19 protein-coding genes are annotated in these 22,825 nt (G+C 63.9%); 8 read left to right on the forward strand and 11 right to left on the reverse strand.

Annotation, left to right across the window (positions count from 1 at the left end):
* Nucleotides 1-16: 16 nt before the first annotated feature.
* Nucleotides 17-985 carry an N-acetylmuramic acid 6-phosphate etherase gene (gene murQ, locus LFT47_RS05710; protein WP_272909615.1) on the reverse strand — a complete coding sequence of 323 codons (969 nt, stop codon included), beginning with the start codon at nucleotides 983-985 and terminating at the stop codon, nucleotides 17-19.
* The gene (locus tag LFT47_RS05715) at nucleotides 969-1,907 is read right to left on the reverse strand and encodes an N-acetylglucosamine kinase (RefSeq protein WP_236816093.1); all 939 of its coding nucleotides are present in this window, start codon (nucleotides 1,905-1,907) and stop codon (nucleotides 969-971) included. The genes murQ and LFT47_RS05715 overlap by 17 nt, the downstream gene beginning before the upstream one ends.
* A gap of 120 nt (nucleotides 1,908-2,027) precedes the next feature.
* Here LFT47_RS05715 and purH point away from each other — a divergent pair, with 120 nt between their 5' ends.
* A complete protein-coding gene (purH, locus tag LFT47_RS05720; protein WP_236816094.1) occupies nucleotides 2,028-3,698 on the forward strand; it encodes a bifunctional phosphoribosylaminoimidazolecarboxamide formyltransferase/IMP cyclohydrolase in 1,671 nt (556 codons plus the stop codon).
* A 142-nt stretch (nucleotides 3,699-3,840) separates the two neighbouring features.
* On the opposite strand, the gene LFT47_RS05725 is transcribed toward purH, so the two are convergent.
* Both LFT47_RS05725 and LFT47_RS05730 read right to left on the reverse strand, forming a co-directional pair.
* Nucleotides 3,841-4,869 carry a trypsin-like serine peptidase gene (locus tag LFT47_RS05725; protein ID WP_236816095.1) on the reverse strand — a complete coding sequence of 343 codons (1,029 nt, stop codon included), beginning with the start codon at nucleotides 4,867-4,869 and terminating at the stop codon, nucleotides 3,841-3,843.
* A gap of 173 nt (nucleotides 4,870-5,042) precedes the next feature.
* On the reverse strand, nucleotides 5,043-6,035 hold the full coding sequence (locus LFT47_RS05730) for a trypsin-like serine peptidase (protein ID WP_236816096.1): 993 nt from the start codon (nucleotides 6,033-6,035) through the stop codon (nucleotides 5,043-5,045).
* Between the two features lie 210 nt (nucleotides 6,036-6,245).
* On the opposite strand from LFT47_RS05730, the gene LFT47_RS05735 reads away from it, so the two are divergent.
* A complete protein-coding gene (locus tag LFT47_RS05735; protein ID WP_236816097.1) occupies nucleotides 6,246-8,465 on the forward strand; it encodes an NADP-dependent isocitrate dehydrogenase in 2,220 nt (739 codons plus the stop codon).
* A gap of 83 nt (nucleotides 8,466-8,548) precedes the next feature.
* On the opposite strand, the gene LFT47_RS05740 is transcribed toward LFT47_RS05735, so the two are convergent.
* Both LFT47_RS05740 and LFT47_RS05745 read right to left on the reverse strand, forming a co-directional pair.
* Complete coding sequence (locus LFT47_RS05740; protein ID WP_236816099.1) at nucleotides 8,549-8,917, reverse strand: PhnE/PtxC family ABC transporter permease; 369 nt, start codon at nucleotides 8,915-8,917, stop codon at nucleotides 8,549-8,551.
* A gap of 37 nt (nucleotides 8,918-8,954) precedes the next feature.
* Nucleotides 8,955-10,163 carry a TIGR03364 family FAD-dependent oxidoreductase gene (locus LFT47_RS05745; protein WP_236816101.1) on the reverse strand — a complete coding sequence of 403 codons (1,209 nt, stop codon included), beginning with the start codon at nucleotides 10,161-10,163 and terminating at the stop codon, nucleotides 8,955-8,957.
* Nucleotides 10,164-10,326: 163 nt separating this feature from the next.
* Between LFT47_RS05745 and LFT47_RS05750 the strand changes: the two genes are divergently transcribed.
* The 3 genes from LFT47_RS05750 to LFT47_RS05760 all read left to right on the forward strand — a co-directional run bounded on the left by LFT47_RS05750 (nucleotide 10,327) and on the right by LFT47_RS05760 (nucleotide 12,302).
* A complete protein-coding gene (locus LFT47_RS05750) occupies nucleotides 10,327-11,082 on the forward strand; it encodes a GntR family transcriptional regulator (protein WP_236816103.1) in 756 nt (251 codons plus the stop codon).
* A gap of 13 nt (nucleotides 11,083-11,095) precedes the next feature.
* Nucleotides 11,096-11,788, forward strand: coding sequence for a phosphonatase-like hydrolase (locus LFT47_RS05755; RefSeq protein ID WP_236816105.1), 693 nt, complete (start codon nucleotides 11,096-11,098; stop codon nucleotides 11,786-11,788).
* 67 nt (nucleotides 11,789-11,855) lie between these two features.
* A complete protein-coding gene (locus LFT47_RS05760; RefSeq protein ID WP_236816107.1) occupies nucleotides 11,856-12,302 on the forward strand; it encodes a DoxX family protein in 447 nt (148 codons plus the stop codon).
* 5 nt (nucleotides 12,303-12,307) lie between these two features.
* On the opposite strand, the gene LFT47_RS05765 is transcribed toward LFT47_RS05760, so the two are convergent.
* Both LFT47_RS05765 and LFT47_RS05770 read right to left on the reverse strand, forming a co-directional pair.
* A complete protein-coding gene (locus LFT47_RS05765; RefSeq protein WP_236818384.1) occupies nucleotides 12,308-12,805 on the reverse strand; it encodes a uracil-DNA glycosylase in 498 nt (165 codons plus the stop codon).
* 925 nt (nucleotides 12,806-13,730) lie between these two features.
* Nucleotides 13,731-15,140 (reverse strand): DUF3100 domain-containing protein, encoded by a 1,410-nt coding sequence (locus LFT47_RS05770; protein ID WP_236816109.1) that lies wholly within the window; start codon nucleotides 15,138-15,140, stop codon nucleotides 13,731-13,733.
* Nucleotides 15,141-15,349: 209 nt separating this feature from the next.
* On the opposite strand from LFT47_RS05770, the gene LFT47_RS05775 reads away from it, so the two are divergent.
* Nucleotides 15,350-16,837 carry a chlorohydrolase family protein gene (locus LFT47_RS05775; protein ID WP_236816112.1) on the forward strand — a complete coding sequence of 496 codons (1,488 nt, stop codon included), beginning with the start codon at nucleotides 15,350-15,352 and terminating at the stop codon, nucleotides 16,835-16,837.
* Between the two features lie 121 nt (nucleotides 16,838-16,958).
* On the opposite strand, the gene LFT47_RS05780 is transcribed toward LFT47_RS05775, so the two are convergent.
* The 3 genes from LFT47_RS05780 to LFT47_RS05790 form a co-directional block, all read right to left on the reverse strand.
* On the reverse strand, nucleotides 16,959-18,416 hold the full coding sequence (locus tag LFT47_RS05780; RefSeq protein ID WP_236816113.1) for a hypothetical protein: 1,458 nt from the start codon (nucleotides 18,414-18,416) through the stop codon (nucleotides 16,959-16,961).
* 107 nt (nucleotides 18,417-18,523) lie between these two features.
* Nucleotides 18,524-19,474, reverse strand: coding sequence for a hypothetical protein (locus LFT47_RS05785; RefSeq protein WP_236816115.1), 951 nt, complete (start codon nucleotides 19,472-19,474; stop codon nucleotides 18,524-18,526).
* Between the two features lie 100 nt (nucleotides 19,475-19,574).
* A complete protein-coding gene (locus LFT47_RS05790; RefSeq protein ID WP_236816117.1) occupies nucleotides 19,575-20,645 on the reverse strand; it encodes a Gfo/Idh/MocA family protein in 1,071 nt (356 codons plus the stop codon).
* A gap of 376 nt (nucleotides 20,646-21,021) precedes the next feature.
* Here LFT47_RS05790 and phnD point away from each other — a divergent pair, with 376 nt between their 5' ends.
* Together phnD and phnC are read left to right on the forward strand one after the other, a co-directional pair.
* Nucleotides 21,022-21,975 (forward strand): phosphate/phosphite/phosphonate ABC transporter substrate-binding protein, encoded by a 954-nt coding sequence (gene phnD / locus LFT47_RS05795; RefSeq protein ID WP_236816118.1) that lies wholly within the window; start codon nucleotides 21,022-21,024, stop codon nucleotides 21,973-21,975.
* Nucleotides 21,976-21,978: 3 nt separating this feature from the next.
* Nucleotides 21,979-22,779 (forward strand): phosphonate ABC transporter ATP-binding protein, encoded by an 801-nt coding sequence (gene phnC, locus LFT47_RS05800; RefSeq protein WP_236816119.1) that lies wholly within the window; start codon nucleotides 21,979-21,981, stop codon nucleotides 22,777-22,779.
* The last annotated feature ends 46 nt before the right edge of the window (nucleotides 22,780-22,825 follow it).

Genomic DNA, 22,825 nt, shown 5'->3' on the forward strand with positions numbered 1-22,825 from the left:
CCCTCCTGGGGAAACTCTATCCGTGCTTTTGGACAGCCTTTCGCAGGAAGCCTCCGGCCTCATCCAAAGCGTGCTTCGCCTGTGCGGGATCGATGCCCGTCAGTACCACCAGGATGGCCGCCTTGACCGATCCCCCCACGGAATCGAGAGCGCGGATCGCCGTCTCCGCGTCCACGCCGGTGGCATGCTGGATGGTCCGTTGGGACCTCGCAAGGAGTTTGTTGTTGGTGGCGCGCAGATCGACCATCAGGTTCCCGTAGGTCTTCCCGAGCTTGACCATGGCGAGCGTGCTGATCATGTTGAGGACGAGTTTCTGCGCGGTCCCCGCCTTCAGTCGCGTTGATCCGGCGACGAATTCCGGCCCGACTACGACGTCGATCGCCACGTCCACCAGTTTGCTGATGGGTGAGTCATGGTTGCAGGCGATCGATGCCGTGAAAGCCCCTCGGCTGCGGGCCTCCTCGAGGGCGCCGATCACGTACGGCGTGCGTCCCGAAGCCGAAATTCCGACGACGGCGTCCGCCTCGGTCACGCTGATGTCGTGCAGGTCCCGGGCTCCGGCCGTGGCGTTGTCCTCGGCGTATTCCACCGGTTTCTGGATGGCCTGGGTGCCGCCCGCGATGATCCCGACGACGAGACCCGGGGGAGTGCCGAAGGTGGGCGGGCATTCGCTCGCGTCCAACACCCCGAGACGCCCGGCCGTTCCGGCGCCGACGTAGAGCAGCCGGCCGCCGCGGGCGAGGCGTTCCGCAACGGCGTCGACCACTGCGGCGATCTGCTCGCTGGCTTGTTCGACGGCGGCCGGGACGCCCCGGTTCTGCTCGTTCATGGCGGCGACGAGCTCGGACGTGCCCATGGTGTCCAATTCACTGAGCGCGGGCGATGCCGCTTCTGTTTGCAGGCCCTCGAGCTCGGAGCGGAGTTCCTTGAGCCCATCCCCACTGAGCGGACCCGGGGAACCTGATGCGTCAGGCTGTTCCGTCACGGTGAATGTACCTTTCCTGGAGGAGCCCGCGGCGGTTCGCTGCGAGGGCGGCCCCGTCCATGCCATCGCCGAGTGCCGCAACCACCTCAATCCCAGCCGAAGCGAGGGCGTTGTGCAAGAGCCCGCCGAAGAACTCCGATTTCACCACGCCGCCAAGGAGCGCCACTTTCTTCGTGTCGCCGGAGGCGAGGATCACTGTGTTCACGAGGAGCCTGCACGCTTCGTCCACAATGCCGCGTGCGACGGCGTCTCCCGCCTCCGCTTCTTTCAGCACTGCGGGGGCGAAACGCGCCATGGTCCGGGCCGGGTTGGCGGATTCGGCGAGCCACGCCGGAAGCTGCGCGGGTGAGCCAACGAGCGCGGCGGCCGCGCCGAGCAGCGAAGTGGCAGGGCCGCCGTCGTGCGCTTGCAGTGCGGCGTGAAGACCCTGCTGGCCGATCCACCGGCCGCTTCCGCGATCGCCCAACAGCGGTCCCCAGCCGTCGGCGCGGTGGAGGGTGCCGGCGTCGTCGAAGCGGAAGGCGACAGCACCCGTGCCCACAATCAGCACTGTTCCGGGCGCGCCGTCCAGGGCGCCGAGCTGGGCCGCGGTGGCGTCCGAGAGAACCGCGGCCGGGACCTTGAAGCGTTCGGAAAGCAGGACGGCGAGCCCGTGGGAGTTCGCCGCGGAGGCTTCAACCCCGGCCACGGCGGCGCCGATGCCACGCAACGACCCTTGCGGGAATGCTGCCGGAAGCCCTTGCGGCAGCATGGATGCAGTGTCCGCGAGGAGCTCGAAGGCGAGCCGGGCGCCGTTGTCCATGCCCAGGCCGGGGAAGCCCTGCTGGTCCGCCGAGCCCAGCACCTCATTGCCCTGCCTGAGTTCGACCCTGCATCGGCTCTTGCCGACATCGGCTACCAAAATCACATCCGCGGAATCCATGGCCCAACCATATGTTGCGTGCGCCGCCACGTCTCGAAAAACGAAGAGGAGCCACAACACGATAAACTCGTCCGTATCCCCAGCAACCGCGGAATCCCGCGATATAAGACGGAGACTTTTGTGAGCTTGACGCAGCTTGACCGTGTTCCCATCCGCCGTGCACTGATCTCGGTTTACGACAAGACGGGGCTGGAGGAGCTCGCGAAGGGCCTGCACGCAGCAGGAGTCGCCATCGTCTCCACCGGCTCCACCGCGAAGAGGATTGCCGCAGCCGGTATTCCGGTCAAGGAAGTCGAAGAAGTCACCGGGTCCCCGGAGATGCTCGATGGCCGGGTCAAGACCCTGCACCCGCGCGTGCACGGCGGCATCCTGGCCGACCGCCGCGTTCCTGCCCACATGGAAACGCTGGCCAAGATGGAGATCGAGCCCTTCGACCTCGTGGTGGTCAACCTCTACCCGTTCGTGGAGACCGTCCGTTCCGGCGCTGAGCAGGACGACGTCGTCGAGCAGATCGACATCGGAGGCCCCGCCATGGTGCGTTCGGCCGCCAAGAACCATGCCGCCGTCGCGATCGTTGTTGATCCGAACTTCTACGGCGCCGTGGTGGAAGCCGCCGCTGCCGGTGGCTTCGACCTGAAGACCCGCCGTCGGCTGGCCGCAAAAGCCTTCGCCCATACTGCGGCGTACGACACTGCCGTTGCCACCTGGACCGCCAGCCAGTTCCTCGACGAAGACGGCGATGGCATCATCGACTGGCCCGCCTACGCCGGTCTCGCGCTGGAGCGCTCCGAGGTCCTGCGCTACGGCGAAAACCCGCACCAGCAGGCCGCACTCTACGTGGACAAGGCTGCGCCCGCCGGAATCGCCCAGGCAGACCAGCTGCACGGCAAGGCCATGAGCTACAACAACTTCGTCGACGCCGACGCCGCCCTCCGCGCAGCATTCGACTTCTCCGAGCCCGCGGTCGCCATCATCAAGCACGCCAACCCCTGCGGTGTGGCGGTTGGCTCCGCCGATGCCGCCGACCCCATCGCCGACGCCCACGCCAAGGCCCACGCTTGCGATCCGGTGTCCGCTTTCGGCGGCGTCATCGCGGCGAACAGCATTGTCACGGCTGGCATGGCCCGGACCGTGGCCGGGATCTTCACCGAGGTTGTCATCGCCCCGGGCTTCGAGCCGGAAGCCGTTGAGATCCTGTCCAAGAAGAAGAACATCCGCCTGCTGGCACTGCCGGACGGTTATGGCCGCTACCCGACGGAGATCCGCCAAGTCTCGGGCGGCGTCCTCGTGCAGCAAGCCGACAAGGTGGACGCCGACGGCGACAACCCCGCCAACTGGACCCTGGCCGCCGGCCAAGCCGCCGACGACGCCACGCTGGCCGACCTCGCGTTCGCTTGGACCGCTTGCCGCGCCGCCAAGTCCAACGCGATCCTCCTCGCCAACAACGGGGCGGCAGTCGGCATCGGCATGGGCCAGGTCAACCGCCTGGATTCGTGCAAACTGGCCGTTGAGCGTGCCAACACCTTGGGCGTCCAGGTGGAGTCCGACGTCGAAGGTGCTGGCGGTGCGTCCAATGTCGGGACGAGCAGCGCTCCTGAGCGTGCCCGGGGTGCCGTGGCCGCTTCCGACGCGTTCTTCCCGTTCGCCGATGGCCTGCAGATCCTGATCGACGCCGGTGTCCGCGCCGTCGTGCAGCCTGGTGGTTCAGTGCGCGACGAGGAAGTCATTGCCGCGGCCAACGCCGCCGGGATCACGATGTACTTCACGGGAGCAAGGCACTTCTTCCACTAGGTCCGCCCGCTCCACCGAATAATGGACATGTCCCCCTTTCCCAGGGGGACATGTCCATTATTTGTACTCAAGACTGGGCATATTACTAATATGTCCAGTCCTTGTGGCGAACAGGGGGCATGTCCTGGGGAGAGAGTGGAGGCTAGGGGGCGGTGGACGCGGTCTGGTACGTGCCTTGGATGACCGTGCCCCAGTACGGGCCGTACATGTTGCTGGAGTTGCTTCCGTAGCCGTAGCTGTTCACCGAGTTCTGGTACCCGCTGGAGCTGGTTCCGATGAACCACGGACCACCCGAGGAACCGCCCGTCATGTTGCAGGGGATCCCCTGGGTGTTGTACTGAGGGTTGTTGGGATCATTGGTGGCCGTACCGGAGCAGCTCCTGAGTGATTCTCCGGTGAACGGCGATGCTGCAGGGTAGCCGAACGATTTGTAAGCCAGTCCTCGTGCGGCGTTGAACTGGACCCCTGAGGCGCCCACTACGTCTGAGAGCTTCTGGCCATTGAGGGTGTTCATCACGGCGAAACCGGTGTCGTACTGGATGTTTCCATTCGAGGACCATTGGCTGGTTGTGTAGAGCGCCTTGGCCGTCCACTTGCCGTAGGGCGCGGCCCCGTCCAGGTAGGCCGGAACGAACGTGAAGTTGCTTGCGAATGCTCCGGGGCCTTCGTTCAGACAATGGCCTGCGGTGGACACCGTGCTCTGGTTGGCCGAGGTGACGGAATTGCCTGAGCAGACATAGTTCACCCCGCCGAGTGTGAAGAACACCTTCCCGATGTGCGAAACGGACGACTCACCTGAGTTTGCTTTGCGGTCAACGGCCGACGGCGCTGTGGTGCCGGTGGCTTTCTGGCTTTCGATAGTCACCGCGCGGCCAAGCGCGGGAAAAAGCTGCTCGGGAGAAACCGGGAGATCGGCAAGGCCCACTGCGGCCTGTGCCCGCGTGAGCGCCTTGGTCGCCAGAACGTCGCCGGAGACGGCGTTCTTCATCCGTTCAGGAGTCCAATAGTCAGCGGTGCTGCCATCCGACGCCGAATCGGTGCTGACGGTCGACGCATCTGTGCCATGGCCTATGGAAGGAGCCGCCGTGGCCCCGCTGCCGGAGCCCAGTGCGAGTAAGGCGGCGGCAGTGAGGCTGAGCAGGCTTGTGGCCAAGGTCTTGGTTCTCGTCACAGTTGTCCTAGAGATCGAGGGGTAGGCGGCCGGTTGGTGGTGGCCGCCGACTGACGGAACCGAAACTACCCAAGACGTGACAAGGATGTAAAGAAATTGTCGAAATTTTGTGAGATTTGACTTTCGTTTTGACAAGATGCGAATTCTGCCATATTTCCGAGAGACCGGAGAACCTAGGAGGTGGACGCCGACTCGTAGGCTTCCCGGATGACGGAGCCCCAATACGGCCCGTAGATCACGGCCGGGCCACCGGGGTAGCCGTAGCTCGTAATGGAGTTTTGGTAGGAATCCCGCCCGGAGTCGACCATCCAGGGTCCGCCCGATGATCCGCCGGTCATATCGCAGGGAATGCCCTGCGCCTTGAACTGTGGATTGATGGGATCATTGGTGGCCTCGCCCGAACAGCTCTTCAGCGATTGTCCGTCGAACGGCGGTGCGGCAGGATAGCCAAAGGCTTGGTAGCTGAGTCCCCGGTCCTGGTTGAACTCTACGCCGGACGCGCCGACGACGTCGGCCAAGTGCTTGCCGTTCACCGTGGCGGTGACTGCGAAGCCCGTGTCATAGCGGATGTCGCCCGCGGTGCGCCACTGGGGTGTGGTGTAGAGGGCTTTGGCAGGCCAGATGCCGTAAGGAGCCTTCCCGTTGAGATAAGCCGGAACGAAGACGAAGTTCTTCACGAACGCCCCAGGACCCTCATTGACACAGTGGCCCGCGGTCGCGACGGTGCTGTCGTTATCCGACACGACGACGTTGCCGGAACAGACGTAGGCGAAGGCGCCCATGGTGAAGAAGACCTTGCCGACGTGGTCAATGGGGTCTTCGTCTTGATGCAGGCTCGCGCTGCCGCCCTTGGCGCTGGCGATTTTCACTGGCGGGCCGGTTTCGACCGTGCCGCCGGCGGTGCTGGAGGCTCCACCTCGTGCGAGGGCAATGCCAGCGAGGACATCGCCGGGGATTGCTGCTTGCATCCGTTCGGGAGTCCAGTACCCCGTGGGGTCGGTGTTTGTTGTCGCCAGGCTGACGAGCTGCTGCGTCCCAGGCGCTGCAAAGCTCGAAACCGCAGTGAAAGGCGTTGCGGCTGCCGCCCCTCCAGCGGCACAGAGGGTCAAAACGGCGGAGGTAAGGAGGCTCAGGAGACCAGTGATGGGGAGTGATTTCTTTGTCATGATTGTCCTGCCAATCGTTTGGCGGCCACGTGTCGTCGGCCACAGTTTGACCCAATGAACCTACTCCGATTTGGGGCGGAGGTACATAAGGTCCGGCGGGCTATGACGTTGCATAGCTCGCTGGGAGCCGTCCCAGTACGCGCCAATCCGGCCCGCTCAGGTAAGTTAGAGATGTTGAAATCTGCAGACTTTCAGGGAGATGCCCCGCCAATGGCAAAGATTATCTATACCCACACTGACGAAGCGCCGATGCTGGCGACGTACTCGTTCCTGCCGATTGTGGAAGCCTTCGCCTCGACGGCGGGCGTGGAGGTCGAGACCCGCGACATTTCGCTGGCCGGCCGAATCATCGCCGTCTTCGGCGACTACCTGACTGAAGAGCAGCGGATCAGCGACGCACTGGCCGAACTGGGTGAACTGGCAAAGAAACCCGAAGCCAACATCATCAAGCTCCCCAACATCAGCGCATCCGTCCCGCAGCTTAAGGCAGCCATTGCCGAACTGCAGGCGCAGGGCTATGCGCTTCCGGACTACCCGGACAACCCCTCCTCTGACGAAGAGACGGACATCAGGTCGCGTTACGACAAGATCAAGGGCTCGGCCGTGAACCCGGTCCTGCGTGAAGGCAACTCCGACCGCCGCGCGCCCCTGTCCGTGAAAAACTACGCCCGCCAGAATCCGCACTCCATGGGTGCCTGGAGCGCCGACTCCAAGACCAACGTTGCGCACATGACGGCGGACGACTTCCGCTCCAACGAGAAGTCCGTGGTCATTCCCGCAGATGACACCATCAAGATCCAGATTGTCCGCGAAGACGGCACCGTCAAGGTCCTCAAGCCGGCCTTCCCCGTCCTCGCTGGTGAAGTAGTGGACGGCACCGTGCTGCGCGCTGCGGCATTGGACGAGTTCCTGGCTGCCCAGGTGGTCCGTGCCAAGGAAGAGGGCGTGCTGTTCTCGGCACACCTGAAGGCCACCATGATGAAGGTCTCCGACCCGATCATCTTCGGCCACGTCGTCAAGGCGTACTTCTCCGAGCTCTTCGACACTTACGGCAAGCAGATCGCTGCCGCCGGCCTGAGCGCAAACAACGGCCTCGCTTCCATCCTCAACGGTCTCGATGAACTCCCGGAGGACGTCCGCGAAGGTATCAAGGCGGCCATCAAGAAGGGTCTGGCCGACGGCCCCGCTCTGGCCATGGTCGATTCTGACAAGGGCATCACCAACCTCCACGTTCCCAGCGACATCATTGTCGACGCTTCGATGCCGGCAATGATCCGCAGCTCCGGCCACATGTGGGGACCGGACGGCAAGGAAGCCGATACCCTCGCGGTCATCCCGGACAGCTGCTACGCAGATGTGTACCAAGTGGTCATCGATGACTGCCGTGCCCACGGCGCCTTCGATCCGACCACCATGGGTACGGTGCCGAACGTCGGCCTGATGGCACAAGCAGCTGAGGAATACGGCAGCCACAACAAGACCTTCGAGGTTGAGTACGCCGGAACCATGCAGCTTGTGGATTCCTCCGGAACCGTGCTGATCGAACACCAGGTCTCCCCGGGTGACATCTGGCGCGCCTGCCAGACCAAGGACGTGCCGATCCGCGACTGGGTCAAGCTGGCCGTCACCCGTGCCCGCGCGTCCAAGATGCCGGCCGTGTTCTGGCTCGACGAAAGCCGCGCCCACGACGCCCAGCTGATCGCCAAGGTCAAGGAATACCTGAAGGACCACGACACCGAGGGCCTGCAGATCGAAATCATGTCCCCGGAGAAGGCCACCGCGTTCACGCTGGAGCGGATCCGCAAGGGCGAAGACACCATCTCGGTGACCGGAAACGTGTTGCGTGACTACCTCACCGACCTGTTCCCGATCCTCGAACTCGGCACCAGCGCCAAGATGCTCTCCGTGGTCCCGCTGATCAATGGCGGCGGCCTCTTCGAGACCGGTGCCGGCGGATCGGCTCCGAAGCACGTCCAGCAGCTCCTGCAGGAAAACCATTTGCGCTGGGACAGCCTGGGCGAATTCCTCGCGCTGGCCGTTAGCTTCGAGCACCTCGCCACCACCACCGGCAACGCCCGGGCCCAGGTCCTTGCCGACACGCTGGACCGCGCAACGGGCACGTTCCTCCTGGACAACAAGTCCCCGAAGCGCAAGGTGGGCGAATTGGACAACCGAGGCAGCCACTACTACCTCGCCAAGTACTGGGCACAGGAACTGGCCCAGCAGACCGACGACGCCGAACTCGCCGCGGCGTTCTCCGCCGTTGCCGGAGCCCTGACGTCCAACGAGGAAACCATCATCGCCGAGCTGCTCGCAGTCCAGGGTTCGCCTGCGGACATCGGCGGCTACTACCGCCCCGACGCCGCAAAGGTGGAGGCCGTGATGCGTCCTTCCGCGAAGCTCAACGAGGTTGTCGCCACGCTGAACTAGGCACCCCGCCGCCCCACCCAACTAGCTCGCAGTTGTTGTCGTTTTGAGGGCTCAGAACGACAACAACTGCGAGCTAGTTGCATTTAAGCGGCCAGCTTCCTGCGGACCCAGGCCGAGAACTGGTCCACCACGATGATCAGAACCAGCACGATGATGATGTGGGTGAGCATGGCGTCAAAGCGGAACGACTTGATGGACTGGTTGATCAGCAGCCCGATGCCGCCGGCTCCCACCAAGCCCAGGACGAGTGAAGAACGCACGTTCACGTCGAAGCGGTAGAGCAGCAGGCCCACGAACTGGGGAACCACCATGGGCAGCGTCGCATTGGCTACCTGCTGGATCCGGTTGGCCAGCGCGTGGAGGACGACGACGGCGGCAACAGCCACCGCCGTCGCGATCCATCGCAGGGGCTGCTTCGGGCGTATTGGAAACGTCCGGGTCTCATCGCTCACGCTGCCACCCCTTTGCGAACTGGAAGGGAGGAACGGGTCAGTAAAGCCGGGAGATGTTGCGGTGCGCGAGCCCAAAGGACAGGGTCATTCCGACGCCGGACGTCACCGAGACGACTGTGACGCCGGGTTGGGTTTCGCGGACCAGGATGGGGGCCACGGAGCTGGAGGCATAGATTCCCTGCCACCGTTCGATGACGTCCAAGGGTGTCCCGATGGCAGCCTCGATGTCCGTGTTCAAGATCGCGGTGACGGCCTCATCCATGAACGGTGACGCCGTGCGGTGGTAGTGGTGCGAGTCCCCGAGAATCAGCGTCCCGTCGGGGCGCTGCGTGAACATCACGTTCGCTCCGATGTCCATGAGCTCGGGCCGGTCCTTCTCCACTTCCGCCCGTAGCGCGGCCGCTGCCGGCATGTCCGTGAAGGCCGGGTAGCGGAGCATGGACGTCGCGGTGAGAACCGCGGGGCCGATCGTCAGCCCTGGTGACTGCGCGGCGCGGGACATTTGCAGGGCGCAGCGTTCGATCCCGTGCTCCTCGGCAAGCGAAGGAAACAGGTAGTCGACGTCGTGGCCAACGCAGACGAACACCTGCTTGCCCTGGAAGTCACCACGGGAAGTGTGGACCGTGGGCTGGCCAGCCACGTTTTCGAAGCCGAGGGCAGCGGTGTTCCAATGGATCTCGACGCCAGGCTGTCGGGCGAGCCAGTCGGCGAGCTTGGCGACGGTAGTCCGAGGGTCCACCCGCAAGTCGTCCCGGAGGAAGGCCCCGCCTACCAAACCGGGCCACGAAGCGACGGCCGCTCCGCCGTCGTCGGGCGCCGTTCCGTCCGCGCCGGAACCCAGCCGCGACCGCACCCCGGCCGGGGAGAGCAGTCCGACTTGGCCCTCCTCGCGGGCTGCGGACAGCTCCCGGAGCACGTTCATTTCGGCTTCCGTCCGGGCGAGCACTACGGCACCGGATTCGATGGCCCAGAAACCGGCCAGGGCTGCGAACTCGAGCCAGTATTTACGGGAGGTCTGGGCCAATTCGTAGAGCTCGCCGGACTGCGCAGTGATGCAGCAGTGGCCGAAGTTCCTGATGGAGGCGCCCACGGCGCAGTGGTCGCGCTCGAGGATCGTCACGCTCAAGCCATTGGCGACGGCGTGGGCGGCGTGTGCGAGCCCGACGATGCCGGCGCCCACGATCACAACATCGGAGCGGGATGCCGCCGCAGTCGGATCGCCGGATGGGGAAGGTTGGATGTTCACGCCATTGACATTGGACTGCCTGAAGGATGGAATCAAGCCAGAATGCTATTTGTATATACAAGTTTACCGAGACTTTACTTTCGCCGCTGATGGTTCATCCATCGTTTGCCTTTAACCTGTGAAATATGGGACATCAATCAGCACCAACTTGTATTATCAACTCGTGAGTATCCGGCAAAACACACCCCTCCATGTCCGCCTCAGCGAGGAGTTCATGCGCCGCATCACGGACGGCACGTGGCCGCCGGGCTCGCAATTGCCGAGCGAAGCTGCGCTTTGCAAGGAGTTCGGGACATCCCGTGGGCCCATCCGCCAGGCATTGGCGTTCGTGCGGGCAGAGGGCGCCGTCACGGGTGGCCGCGGCCGCCCGCCGATGGTGCGTTCGACAGTCCCGTCACAGTCGTTTTCGACTTTCAATTCCTTCACCGAATGGGCCATCGGCATTGGCAAGACCCCCGGGCAGCGAACGTTGGAGGTGGCGCGCCGCGAGGCGAGCGCCGAAGCGGCCGACGCACTTGGACTGGAGCCGGGGGAGAAAGTGGTGGAGCTGCTGCGCGTCCGCTCCTTGGATGGCGTGCCTGCGATGATCGAGCGGACGAGCTTCATCCTCGAGGTGGGCCGCTTGCTCTTCGATTTCGACACGGATGCGGGCTCCATCTTCGCCTTCTTGAAAGCTCAGGGCGTGGACCTCTACAGTGCCCGTCACACCATCGACGCAGTGGCCGCGGGAGAGGAAGATGCGGAACTGCTCGAACAAGCGGAAGGGATTCCCCTTTTGCGGGAACGCCGCGTCACCAGCTCGGCCGACGGCACTGCCATCGAATACTCAGAGGACCGGTATTTGCCGGCACTCACGAACTTCACCATCGACAACACCGCGGAACGCCGCGCCGCCTTGGTGCGCGTCCACGCCGAATAGACCAAGGGAACACATGATCAAGCTCGTCGCCTGCGACATGGCTGGAACCACCATTGACGAACACGGGGACGTCTACCTGGCGTTGGCCCGCTGCGTTGAGGAGACCGGGGCAAGCACCACCCCCGAAGCCGTCCAGGAATGGATGGGAGCCGACAAAGTGGAGGCCATCACGGCGCTCATCACCAAGGGCGGTGGAACTGCCACGCCGGACATCGTCCGGGCAGCCTTTCTCCGCTTCAAGGAGCTTCTCGCTGACTCTTATGGGCAGAACCCGCCGGTAGCGCTCGACGGCGTTGAGGACGCCTTCCGCGAATTGCGCAGCCGGGGAGTCAAGATTGCCCTGACCACGGGATTCTCCCGCGATGTCGCGGAGCCGCTCCTTGCGCGGCTCGGCTGGTCGCTTGCAGGCGCGGGTACAGCGCCCGACGGCGGCGGCTTGCTTGACGCCGTTGTCTGCTCTGACGATGTGGCTGCAGGCCGCCCGGCACCCCATATGATCCATCGCGCCATGGAGTTGACGGGAGTGATCGACGTCCGCGAAGTGCTTGCTGCCGGCGACACCATAAACGACCTCAAGGCGGCCAAGAACGCGGGGGTGGCAGCGGTCGGTGTCCTGACCGGAAAACTGGGACGCGAGGAACTCTCCGCACACCCGCACGATCACATCCTGGCGGGAGTCAAGGACATTCCGGCGCTGTTGGCTTGATTCAGAACGGCCGCGTGGACGGAGCGGCTGTTTTGAACTGTGCGCCGGGCATGGAAGATTGGACCGGGTGAAATTCCTCCTTCCCTCGCAGATCTCGTCCTCGCGTGGCATCGCGTTTCTGAGGATCGTGTTCGGCGGCCTTTTGCTGCTGCATGGAGTCCAGAAGCTGCTCGCGGGACAGCCTGCGTTCGAGGCAACCATCGCTGCGATGGGTGTTCAAAAAGCGGAGCTGATGTCCTGGCTGGTCATCTGGGGCGAAACCGGGCTGGGCGCACTTTTAGTGCTCGGCGCCCTGACCAGGGTGGCTGGCTTCCTGGCCGCCCTCATGTATGCAGGGATCTGGTTTGTCACCGAATCAGGCAAGCCCTTGTTGAGCAATAGTCCTGGAATCAATGCGGAGCTGCTCATTCTGTATATCGCGTTGGCGTTGGCGTTTGCCTTTATCGGTGCCGGGGCGCTTTCGCTGGACCGGAAACTCTTTGCCGGGAAGCCAGCCCGGAAGTCGCGGCGCTAGGCGCCCTAGCGCCGTCCGGCCTGGAGACCCGCGCGGGCCATGGCGTCCGCGTAGGAGCGGCCCATTTCGATCAGCCATTCGGTCTGGCGTTCCTTGGACCCGGCGAAGGCCCGCCCGTGTAGCGAACGGGCCTTGTAGACCTTCAAGCCGCGGCGCCAGATCAGCTGGTTGTCGGTCTTGAGGAGCATTTGCGCCAAGCGGTTGGCTTCCGTTCCGTGGGCGACGATCGCCGAGGCGCGTGGAACGAGTTTGAGGAAAGCGAGGAGCGGCTTGAGGCCGGCCGCGACTTGGTCCGGAGTCAGCTTTCCGTTCGGCTCCCCGGGAGTGAACCACGGGTGGGTGTTCCACGGCATCATCCATTCCGGGCGCAGGCCGAGTTGGAACTGCAGGCCCAGTAGCCGGGTGGCGGCAGCGTCGTCGCCGGCCCAGACAACGCCGCGCGAGGAGGCCTCGCTGGTGTTGGAAAACAGGGTGACAATCCGGCAGTCCTCCACGGAGTGCATCGGATCCACGTAGGGGACCTCGAAGCCCGGGCGGAGCTTGCGGAGGAACTCCACATGCTCGTTGACCGGTGCGATGTGCGGGGCGAAGAAGGGGCTGCCCGGAATCGCGGGAGTCACGGCTTCTTCGGCGGCACCCGCTGCGGCGCTCGCCGGTTCGACGACGGGAGGTTCGACCGCGGCCGGCTCGACGACGGTTACCGTCGGTGTCTCTTCGACGAGGCGAGCTTCGACGGCGGCGACCGGTTCGGCGGTCAGAGCGGCCTCATGCACCACCCTGCGGGTAACGACCGGGCTGGCCTTGGGCATCGAAATTGGGGCAGCCTTCTTCGGCGCGGCCGTCTTAATGACGGCGGCCTTCGGAGCGTCTTTCCGGGCCGGAACCTTCTTTTCGGCCTTGGCCGGTGCGTCCAGGTCATCCTCGTCGTCGAACAGACCATCGAAGAGCTTGTCGAGTTCGTCGTAGCCGCTGCCGTAGTCGTCCTCGAGCTCGGGGCCGCGCCCGAAACCTTCCTCGTACCGCGAGTCCAGTTCGCTGCGGTAATCCTCGTCGTGTATCTCGAAAAAGTCCGGTTCGGCCAATGCGGTCATGAGAGCAGGGGTCTCCTGGGGTCAGGCAGGGGCCGGTATCGGGCGCGTGGGGGCACGTCCGTTCCGGACCAGTTGATGGGGGGCTCTCCCGGTGGCCGGGTTGAGCCTTTAGATCTTAGCAAGCCACAGGTGGTCCGGTGTCCTTCCGCCGTTCACCTGACGCGGTATGTCGCGCAGCTCCGCGGCGTGAAGGAACCGCGATGCGTCGAACATCACCTGGATGCGCCGTCGAGGGCGGGAGCAGAGACACGAGAGGGCGGTGGAATGAACGAAAGAGTCCAATCCACCGCCCTTGTTCGGCGTCAGTTGTTCGGCGTCAGTTGTTCAGTGCCACAGCTCAGACATGGATGACGAATTGCGCAAGTGCCGCAGCTGCTATGAAACTTGCGGAGAACGTGATTGTCGCCACAATCACCGTGCGCCAGTTCAGGGTCTTCAGAGCGTTGATGTCGCGCCCCACGTTCATGCCGAGCAAGGCGATCGAGCCAAGGCCCACGTAGAGCGGGTCGAGGTGGTGGGTGAAGGAGACGATCATGCCACTGATAGGCAGGATGGGGGCTGTCGCCAAAGTGGCGAGTGCAAGGACCCATACGCTCGACGGCACGGCGGGCACGTACTTGGCCAGTAAGAAAGCCAGCGCCGTAAGGAGGCCAAGGATCACCACGCCAATGACGTCGTTGATGCTGATCGACTTGGTGCCCAAGGCGTTGAGGACCACGCCCACGGCGATGCTTGCAACGAAAGCGATGATCCACGTAGACGGCTTCGTGCGCACCTCGGGGTCCTGGAGCACAGCCGAAACGTCCACCTTGTTCCGGGCCTTTGGCCGGCGCAGCTTCGCGGCAACGGCGTTCCCATGGCGGTCAAGACGCTTGCCCTCGTCATCGCGGCGGAAGAGGCGCGCCCAGAACTTGTAGAGCCGCAAGGACATCGGCAACGAAAGGAACGCCCCGGCGTAGAAACCCACAAGGTTCGTCACCAGGTTCGACAGGGCAGCCAGCGCCATGATCTCCGGTGCCTGGCCCGGATAAAGGATGGACAGGGCCGCAACGCCGCCAAGCATCATGGATCCCGAACCGAGGCCCAGGCCCAGCGCCAGTGCAAGGGGGTCGAAGATGCCCATCCCGCCGAGCAGTCCGGCCAGCAGGGAGATGAAGACTGCGCCGAAGACGCTGCCCAGGAGCCACACGGAGAACACGCCGCGGTAGACCGGGGATTTCACGCCAAAGCGTTGCAATGCGTAGGCCAAGTAGGATTCGCGGTCGATTGCCCAGGTGGCACCGATCGCCGTGCGGCCCATGCCCAGCGCGACGCCGACCGGCAGGGCGATGATGACCGTTCCGAAGATGTGGCCTACTTCCTGGAGCAGGATGGCCGGGCCGAGCGAGGTCAGCTTGGCGAAAGAAGGTCCCACTTGGGTGCCGAGGGCCCCCAGGAACATCACGATGCTGACGTTGAGCAATACCGAAGCCACGGCGCGGCTTTGGCCGGACATGGGGCGCACCTTCTGGACGCCGATGATGGCGCCCATCAGCACCGCCCACAAGACAGGCATGAGCACGATAGCGGCGTTTCCCAGGGGAATCTTGTGCGTTCCGGCCAGGATGGCGACGGCACAGACGGCAGTGGACAGCAGGATCATCGATCCCCATTGCCGTGCGGTCGGGGTGAAGAGGCGGGCCGGTCCGTGATCGACATTGACTACGGGCGTATCCACCTCCGGAGTGGTTGTGGATTGGTTCTTCATTGTTGTGCACCCTTCGTGTGCTGCAGAGGCGAAGGACGAAGCCGTCCAAGCCGTTTGGTATACCAAAGATGGTAAGGTGGATCACATCGCAATGCAAGACATGTCACAAAAGCCGCTCGCGATCCTGTAACTGAAGGCGCCCGTACGCTCGGCCAACTTCGAACTTGATCTGCGGCTATTCGACCTGGGATACCAAATTTGGAGGGTTTATGATCACTCAGCTTTCTGCCCGGTACGTCCTTGGCTATGACGGGACCAGGCACGTGATGCACACGGATGGGCACGTCGTGATGCGGGAGGACGAGATCGTCTATGTCGGTACCGACTACACAGGGCCTGTGGACGAACACCGGGACTTTGGACAGAGCCTCATCGCACCTGGCCTCATCGATCTCGATGCCCTGACGGACATTGATCACATGATCTTCGACTCCTGGCCCACAGACGAGACCGCCCCGGGCTTGCAATGGTCCGAAGACTACTTCCACAACCGCCGCCGCGATGTGTTCACTGCGGCGCAGCGCCAGAGCGTGCGCAGGTTCGCCCTGGCGCAGCTGGCCTTGCACGGCGTGACCACCTATATGCCGATCGCCTCGGAGATCCACAGCTCATGGGCTGAATCCTTCGAAGAACTCAAAGGAATGGCACAGTCCAGCATCGAGCTCGGACTGCGCGGCTTCCTGGGCCCCGCGTACCGCTCCGGGATCAATGTCACCGACGACGACGGCCAGCGCGTGATCCTCTTCGACGAGGAAGAAGGACGTAAAGGATTCGCTGACGCCGCGCGGTTCCTCGACTACGCCGACGAGCTAGGACATCCGTTGCTTACCGGTGTCCTGCTGCCGTGCCGCATCGAGACGCTTTCGGACGAACTGATGCGCCGGACTGCTGAGCTGGCCACCGAACGCAACGCATTGGTCCGCCTCCATTGCCTCCAGGGGGCGAATGAAGACGGGTTCCTCGTCAAGCTCACCGGGCGCACCGTCCTGGAACAGCTTGCGGATTCCGGCCTGCTGGACACGCGGCTCCTCATCCCGCATGGGGTTGTCATCGATGGCACCGACCCCTCCTCCAGGGCAGAAGGCGGGCCGTTGGATGTTCTGGCCCGGCATGACGTCAGCATCATCCACTGCCCACTGACGTCGTTCCATTACTCAGGCATGCTTAGGTCCTTTGATGCTTTCGCGGCTGCCGGGGTCAACATGTGCCTGGGAACCGATTCGTTCCCGCCGGACCTGATCAAGGGCATCGATATCGGCACGCACCTGGCGCGCATCGCGGAGGGTCGGCGGGACGCCGGCACGGTGTCGGCGTTCTTCGACGCTGCCACCCTGGGTGGTGCCAAGGCATTGGGCCGCGACGACCTGGGACGCCTGTGTCCAGGCGCCCAAGCGGACATCATGGTCGCCTCTCTGGGGGACTTCCGTGATGGAGTCGTGGAAGATCCGTTGCGCACGCTGATCCTCAACGGTTCGGCACGCAACATCACCGATACGTATGTTGCAGGCCGCCCAGTAGTTGTTGGCGGCTGCCTCCCAGGCGTCGAACTGGATGAACTGCGCGCTGAGGGTCAGCGTCTTTTTGGACAGATGGTGGAAGCCTACGGCGAACGAGACTACCGGCGGCGCGATGCCTCCGAGCTGTTTCCCCCGGTCTACGCCCCGGCGACGGTTCGGATCCATAGCACGACGGCGTAACGCACCGCATGGTGGGATCTCCCCGTGGTTCCACGCATGAGCTCCTCCGCGGGGCTGTTTGCCCTGCGGAGGAGCCGGGAGCGGGCTACATCCAATGCGGTGGAGAAGCCCGAGCCAGTGATTATGCGGGAATTGTTGCCCGGATCTTCCGGCTAACCACCATCACGATGAGCCCAAGCAATAGCAACGCTGCCGCGAACAGCAACCACAGGCCATTGAGGCCAGTGCTTGCAAGAACGGCCGTTCCAGCCCCAACAGCAACCGCTGCATTGGCTTGTGCTGCAGTTCCGGATGCGATTGCCAACGGCGTCTCAACCGAAGGAACGGCTGCAGCCGGATCGACGAAGCCCTGGGAACCGACCGGCGGGTTCACGACGGGCTGGTTCACGACAGGCGGGGTGACTGTCGGCGGGTTCGTGACGCCAGAAGGCAGACCCAAACCTACCGACGCGGTGCCGATCGTCAGCGGAAGACCCAAGCCTGAGATGAGTCCAGTCCCCGAGAGGATGCTGGCGCCTGCAGGCGTCGTGCCGAGCAGGTTGACCGAGGTGTCACCGACGGTGACAGGTGCGGTTACCGGCGCGGTGACGCCGGTGCCTCCGGTGGATCCTGTCGGTGTCGTGCCGAGCAGGTTCAGGGGCGCGATGAGTCCAGTCCCCGAGAGGATGCCGGTACCTGTCGGTGTCGTGCCGAGGACGTTGACCGAGGTGTCACCGACGGTGACAGGAGCGGTTACCGGGGCGGTGACGCCGGTGCCTCCGGTGGATCCTGTCGGCGTCGCGCCAAGCAGGTTCAGGGGCGCGGTGAGTCCCGCACCCGAGAGGATGCCGGTACCTGTCGGTGTGGTGCCGAGCAGGTTGACCGAGGTATCACCGACGGTGACAGGTGCGGTTACCGGCGCGGTGACGCCGGTGCCTCCGGTGGATCCTGTCGGTGTCGTGCCAAGGACGTTGACCGAGGTGTCACCGACGGTGACCGGTGCGGTTACGGGCGCGGTGACGCCGGTGCCTCCGGTGGATCCTGTCGGCGTCGTGCCAAGGAGGTTGACCGAGGTATCACCGACGGTGACCGGTGCGGTTACGGGCGCGGTGACGCCGGTGCCTCCGGTGGTGCCGCCTGCCGGTGCGGTTCCGGTTGGCGTCGTGCTGAGGACATTGACCGAGGTATCACCCGCGGTGACAGTCGCGTTGACGGGAGCCGTCGCCTGGGTGCCAGAGGCTGTTCCAGGGCCGGAATTGCTCAGAACTGCCAGTGAGGTGGCTCCGATATTAACAGGGACCGATATCGGAGCCACCACCTGGGTTCCGGACGGGACGGCTGCTCCGCCGGAATTGATCGCCGGGGCCGGAACCGGGGCGAGTGCAGGGGTGGTGGTCGCGGCGCCCGAATTTCCAAGTATTGAGAGCGACGTCGACCCGAGGTTCACCGGAACCGACGCCGGTGCAACGACTTGAGTGCCCGAGGCGTTGCCTAGCGCACTGGTAGTAGTGTCTGCCGCGTTCGCGGCAGTTGCGCCGAGGGCTATCAACCCACCGGCAAAGAGGGTGCCAAGCAGCCCCTTGCGAATCATGCTGTGCATTATGTTGTTCTCCTGAACGAGTAGTTCCAAAAGGCGCATAGGAGCGCCCGGATCGGCCGTTTGCCGCGGCACGGAATGAACTTCCGGGAAAGCGGCGGGGCTCGGAACTAGTCAGGAGAAGAACCCGGGTCAAAGGACACCGGAGCCGGAACTCTGCCGGCAGCAGCTGTGGACACGAGGGTCCCAGTCGACGGGTAAGAAAGGTTCGTGCCTTGGAGCCAGGCAGCGGCAGCCCCCGAAGGATTGCTGGACAGGAACGCAGATCCACTGACGGTGTCGCTGCCGCCTGGTGTACCTGGCGGGAAGGTGCCGTCGGACGGGGACGCGGAAGAATCGTTGGAACCGCTAGTAGCACGGACTGCCGCCTTCGAAGGAGTCCCATTCAGGCCCGGCAGGCCACTGTAGCCAGCGAGGCTGAGCAGCGGAGCCGCGACATCCTGAGCCACCGTTGAAGGGACTCCGGCAGCGGGCTCACTTACAGCGGGCTGCGCTGCAAGGGCTTCAACTATTCCGGTGACATCGGGGACGTGGATGGAAGGGACAGCTATCTCTTGGACGGTGACCGGAAGGCCGCCGATCAAGGAACCGACACCTGACCCAACCCCGTCAACCGCGCTCGCTGCAGGCGAGACAACGCTTGCAGTCACGGCACCAACGCTCCCCTCAGGGAGGACTGCGCTGACCACGGGCGTGTTGGCCAGAAGTTGGTCGGCGCTTCCGGTCAGCTGGGGAAGTTCGCGCACTACCGCGGGCGGCACTTGGGCCGCTGGTAGCTGGGCCTCGGGGACTGGAACGGATACTCCGGCCGGCGCCGGGACGGATGCGACAACTGCCGCAACGGCATTGCCGGGGTTTCCGGGAAGCCCCTTTGCGGCGTTGTGTACGACGTTTGACACTGCGGAGTCCGCTCCGCCCACAAGGGTGTGGGTGTTGGTGTTCCCGGAATCCGCGTTGGCTGACGTGGAGGAGAGGGCTATCCAAACAACAGCACCGGCGCCAGCGAGCAGGACGGAGCGGAGAACATGAAGAAGGCGCGGCTTGCTTCGCTCTGCTTCCATCTCGACACCCCCCAGCGTCAGCTTCGATAGGCGATCGCTCCCATCGTAGGCCTCACTAGTTAACTAGTCCAGACGTTGGAGGGCGGATTTGTCATTCAGTTCAGCGGGCGTCGTTCGCGTACCGGACTCCGAGCTGGGACCGCACCCCGTCGAAGAGGCGCATCGTGTTCAATGAATCGTCCAAGGGCATCACCGGACTTTCGGTCAGTCCTTGCTGGACACAGCGGGTCACCTCACGCAGCTCGTAGGTGTAGCCGATCCCGACCGCGTCAAAGCGTTCGATCCGCGGTTCGTCCCAGCCGGTTCGAATCAGAAGCTCGCGCGGATTGTTGATGGACCCCTGGGTCTGGAGGAAGCCCTTGGAGCCCGCAACGGACGCCGAGCGAGGCCCATGGGCCAGCAACGAAGAGGTCAGCTGGGCGATGGCACCGCCGTCGTAAGCCAGGGTGAGCGCATTCTGGGAGTCGACGCCGTCGTCCGTCAAAGCGCCCACTGCGCTGACTGACTGCGGGAAACCGAGGGTGCCCAAAGGCCAGAGCAGCGCGTACACCGTGAGGTCCAGCAGGGCTCCGCCGCCGTCCGCCGGAGCCCAGATGCGGGCGGAAGGATCGTAGGGGGCAGGGAATCCAAGGTCGGCGCTGACCCACTTGATGTCGCCCAGCTCGCCGGACGCGGCAATGGCGAACGCCCTCTGCATGCTGGGCAGGAACCGACTCCACACGGCTTCCATGAGGAACAATTTCCGTTCCCGGGCCAAAGCGACGAGCTCTGCCGCTTCACGGCCGTTGATGGTCAAGGATTTCTCGCACAAGACGTGCTTCCCGGCGTTGAGGGCATCTTTGACGATCTCGAAGTGCTGGGCGTGCGGGGTGGCCACGTAGACGACGTCGACGGCGTCATCGGCGAGCAGCCGCTGGTAGCCGGGCACACCGCCGTCGTCGCCGTAGGACTTCGTGACCCCATGCGCGGCAGCAAAGGCGTCCGCCGATCCCTGGCGCCGCGAACTCACTGCGTAGAGGTTTGCGTCCTCGAGCTGGGCAAGGTCGCCGCTCACGGTTTTGGCGATCCCTCCTGTGGCGATAATGCCCCAGTTCAGAGGCTTGCCGGTGGCTGCGCGGGGATCCTGGTTCGGCTGGCTGAACAACCACGGCTTGGCGATATGCAGACTCATGCGCCCTATCCTCTCATTTCACCGTGTGCGTTATACGGCATGGTTCAAAGTCATGAGGGGCAGACTCCGCGGGAGCATCCCTGCTCATGAAGCCAACTTGTCTACATAAGTTAACAGCTGTTGTCCTTCTTGGCCGACAAGATTCATTTGAGGTTCACTGGTTCGCCGCAAATTCCGGAATTTTCGTAATTTTCAACTTGTACGCTCAAGCGGTCACTCAAGTCAGTAGGGCTTGTGGCCTGCGAAGTGGCGGGCGCCAAGGCGGCGCATGCGCCCGCTTCCGCCTCCGTGAACACTGGAACGCTGCCACCTGCGTCGGGGATGTCCGGCGTTGCCCTCTGAGAACCATCCGTTCGTCCTCAATGAAAGGCACACCGTGAAATTCCTCCGTTCCTCCAGCCGCGCCATCCAGCTTGCAGCGCTGGCTTCCGTGGCCGCCGTCGCCATGACTGCATGTGGCTCCGCAGGGGCCTCGGTCCCGTCTTCGGGCGCGGGCACCTTCGCCAAAGACTCAAACACCCTGGTCATTGGCATGGTTCCGGACGAAAGCGCCGCGACTTCGACGTGGCAGCCGATCGCGGACTACGTCGGCAAGATCTCCGGCAAGAAGGTCGAGGTCAAGCAGTCCTCGAACTACGCCGCGCTCATCGAAGCATCGATCGCCGGCCAGGTGGACGTCGTGTCCTTCTCCGGCTTCACCTACCTCCAGGCCAAGGCCAAAGGCGCCAAGTTCACTCCGGTCGGCGCGAGCGTCGACGCAAGCACCCACGAGCCGGGCTACTACTCCGACGCAATCGTCCCCGCGAATTCCTCGGTCACCGATGTGGCCGGGTTCAAGGGCAAGAAGGTTTGCTTCGTGAACGAGAACTCCACCTCGGGCTACCTGTTTCCGCAGTACATGCTCAACAAGGCCGGGGTAAACAAGGGTGACTACACGCCCGTCATGGCGGGCAAGCATGACGTCTCCGCGCAGAAGGTTGCCCAGGGGACCGAGTGCGAGGTTGGCTTCGCCCAGGACATCACCGTCACCGCGACTGGACCGGCAGCTGGCCTGTTCAAGGCCTCGGACCTGAAGACCATCAAGCGCGAATTCGTTCCCGGCCCGCCGTTCGCAATCGCCGACACCCTTCCGGACGACGTCAAGAAGGTACTTAAGGACAAGATGTCCACTGTCACCACGGCAGACATCAAAGCCTCCGGCATCACTACCACTCCCGCGTTCGACAAGTTCTTCGGTGAAGGCAACAAGCCGGTGGACGACAAGTACTACGACGGCCTCCGCGACCTTTGCAAGAAGCTTCCGGACGTCAAGACCTGCGCAGGCATCTAGGGCATGACGAACAATCACGCCGTCATTGAGATTGATGGCCTCGTCAAGGAGTTCGGGGCCAAAAGAGCCCTCGACGGCGTGAGCCTGACTGTCGAGGAGGGCGAAGTCCTCGTCCTCCTCGGCCTGTCCGGTTCCGGCAAGTCGACCCTGCTGCGGCACATCGGCCAGCTGGAGCGGCCTACCGCCGGCAGCATCCGTGTGCTGGGCAAAGACGTTCCCGACTTACGCGGGCGTGAGTTGCGAGCCCTGCGCTCGCAGATCGCCGTTGTCTTCCAACAGTTCGAACTCGTCGGTTCCCTGTCGGTCCTGGAGAACGTCCTGACTGGTGCGCTTGCGCGCCTCACTGGCCCTCGGCTCGGCACGTGGTCCTACCCCAAGGCTTTGCGCACGACGGCGGCGAGGCACCTTGAGCGGGTTGGCCTCCTGGGTCTTGAGCACCAGAGGGCAGACACCCTCTCGGGCGGTCAGCAACAGCGCGTGGCGGTGGCCCGGGCGTTGATGCAGGAACCAAAGATCCTCCTCGCGGACGAGCCGGTTGCCTCTTTGGATCCCGAGTCCTCCAAGCAGGTCATGGAGCTCATCCGTGAAATAGGCCGCGAGAACGCTCTCACAGTGGTGTGCAGTCTTCATCAAGTTGACCTTGCCCTTTCTTGGGGCGACCGCGTGGTCGGCCTCCGCCGGGGCGCAGTGGTCCTGGACACGCCAACTGTCGGCCTAGGACGGGACGAGGTCATGCGCATCTACAGTCGGGTGGCGCCAGCCGAGGCCGAGATCGAAGCCGAAGCCGAGGCTGTGGCCGGATGACCGGGACGCTCACCCCGCAGGGACCAAGGCCCCATGTTCCGGATTC

Source organism: Arthrobacter sp. FW306-2-2C-D06B, from assembly GCF_021789175.1.
In the GTDB taxonomy this organism is placed as follows: Bacteria; Actinomycetota; Actinomycetes; order Actinomycetales; family Micrococcaceae; genus Arthrobacter.

Bases quoted from the DNA above. Each gene is read 5' to 3' on its own strand.
- phnC (WP_236816119.1), top strand. From the start codon at position 21,979: ATGACGAACAATCACGCCGTCATTGAGATTGATGGCCTCGTCAAGGAG.
- LFT47_RS05735 (WP_236816097.1), top strand. From the start codon at position 6,246: ATGGCAAAGATTATCTATACCCACACTGACGAAGCGCCGATGCTGGCG.
- LFT47_RS05730 (WP_236816096.1), bottom strand. From the start codon at position 6,035: ATGACAAAGAAATCACTCCCCATCACTGGTCTCCTGAGCCTCCTTACC.
- LFT47_RS05790 (WP_236816117.1), bottom strand. From the start codon at position 20,645: ATGAGTCTGCATATCGCCAAGCCGTGGTTGTTCAGCCAGCCGAACCAG.
- LFT47_RS05770 (WP_236816109.1), bottom strand. From the start codon at position 15,140: ATGAAGAACCAATCCACAACCACTCCGGAGGTGGATACGCCCGTAGTC.
- LFT47_RS05785 (WP_236816115.1), bottom strand. From the start codon at position 19,474: ATGGAAGCAGAGCGAAGCAAGCCGCGCCTTCTTCATGTTCTCCGCTCC.
- LFT47_RS05780 (WP_236816113.1), bottom strand. From the start codon at position 18,416: ATGCACAGCATGATTCGCAAGGGGCTGCTTGGCACCCTCTTTGCCGGT.
- LFT47_RS05715 (WP_236816093.1), bottom strand. From the start codon at position 1,907: ATGGATTCCGCGGATGTGATTTTGGTAGCCGATGTCGGCAAGAGCCGA.
- LFT47_RS05765 (WP_236818384.1), bottom strand. From the start codon at position 12,805: ATGCACTCCGTGGAGGACTGCCGGATTGTCACCCTGTTTTCCAACACC.
- LFT47_RS05755 (WP_236816105.1), top strand. From the start codon at position 11,096: ATGATCAAGCTCGTCGCCTGCGACATGGCTGGAACCACCATTGACGAA.
- LFT47_RS05775 (WP_236816112.1), top strand. From the start codon at position 15,350: ATGATCACTCAGCTTTCTGCCCGGTACGTCCTTGGCTATGACGGGACC.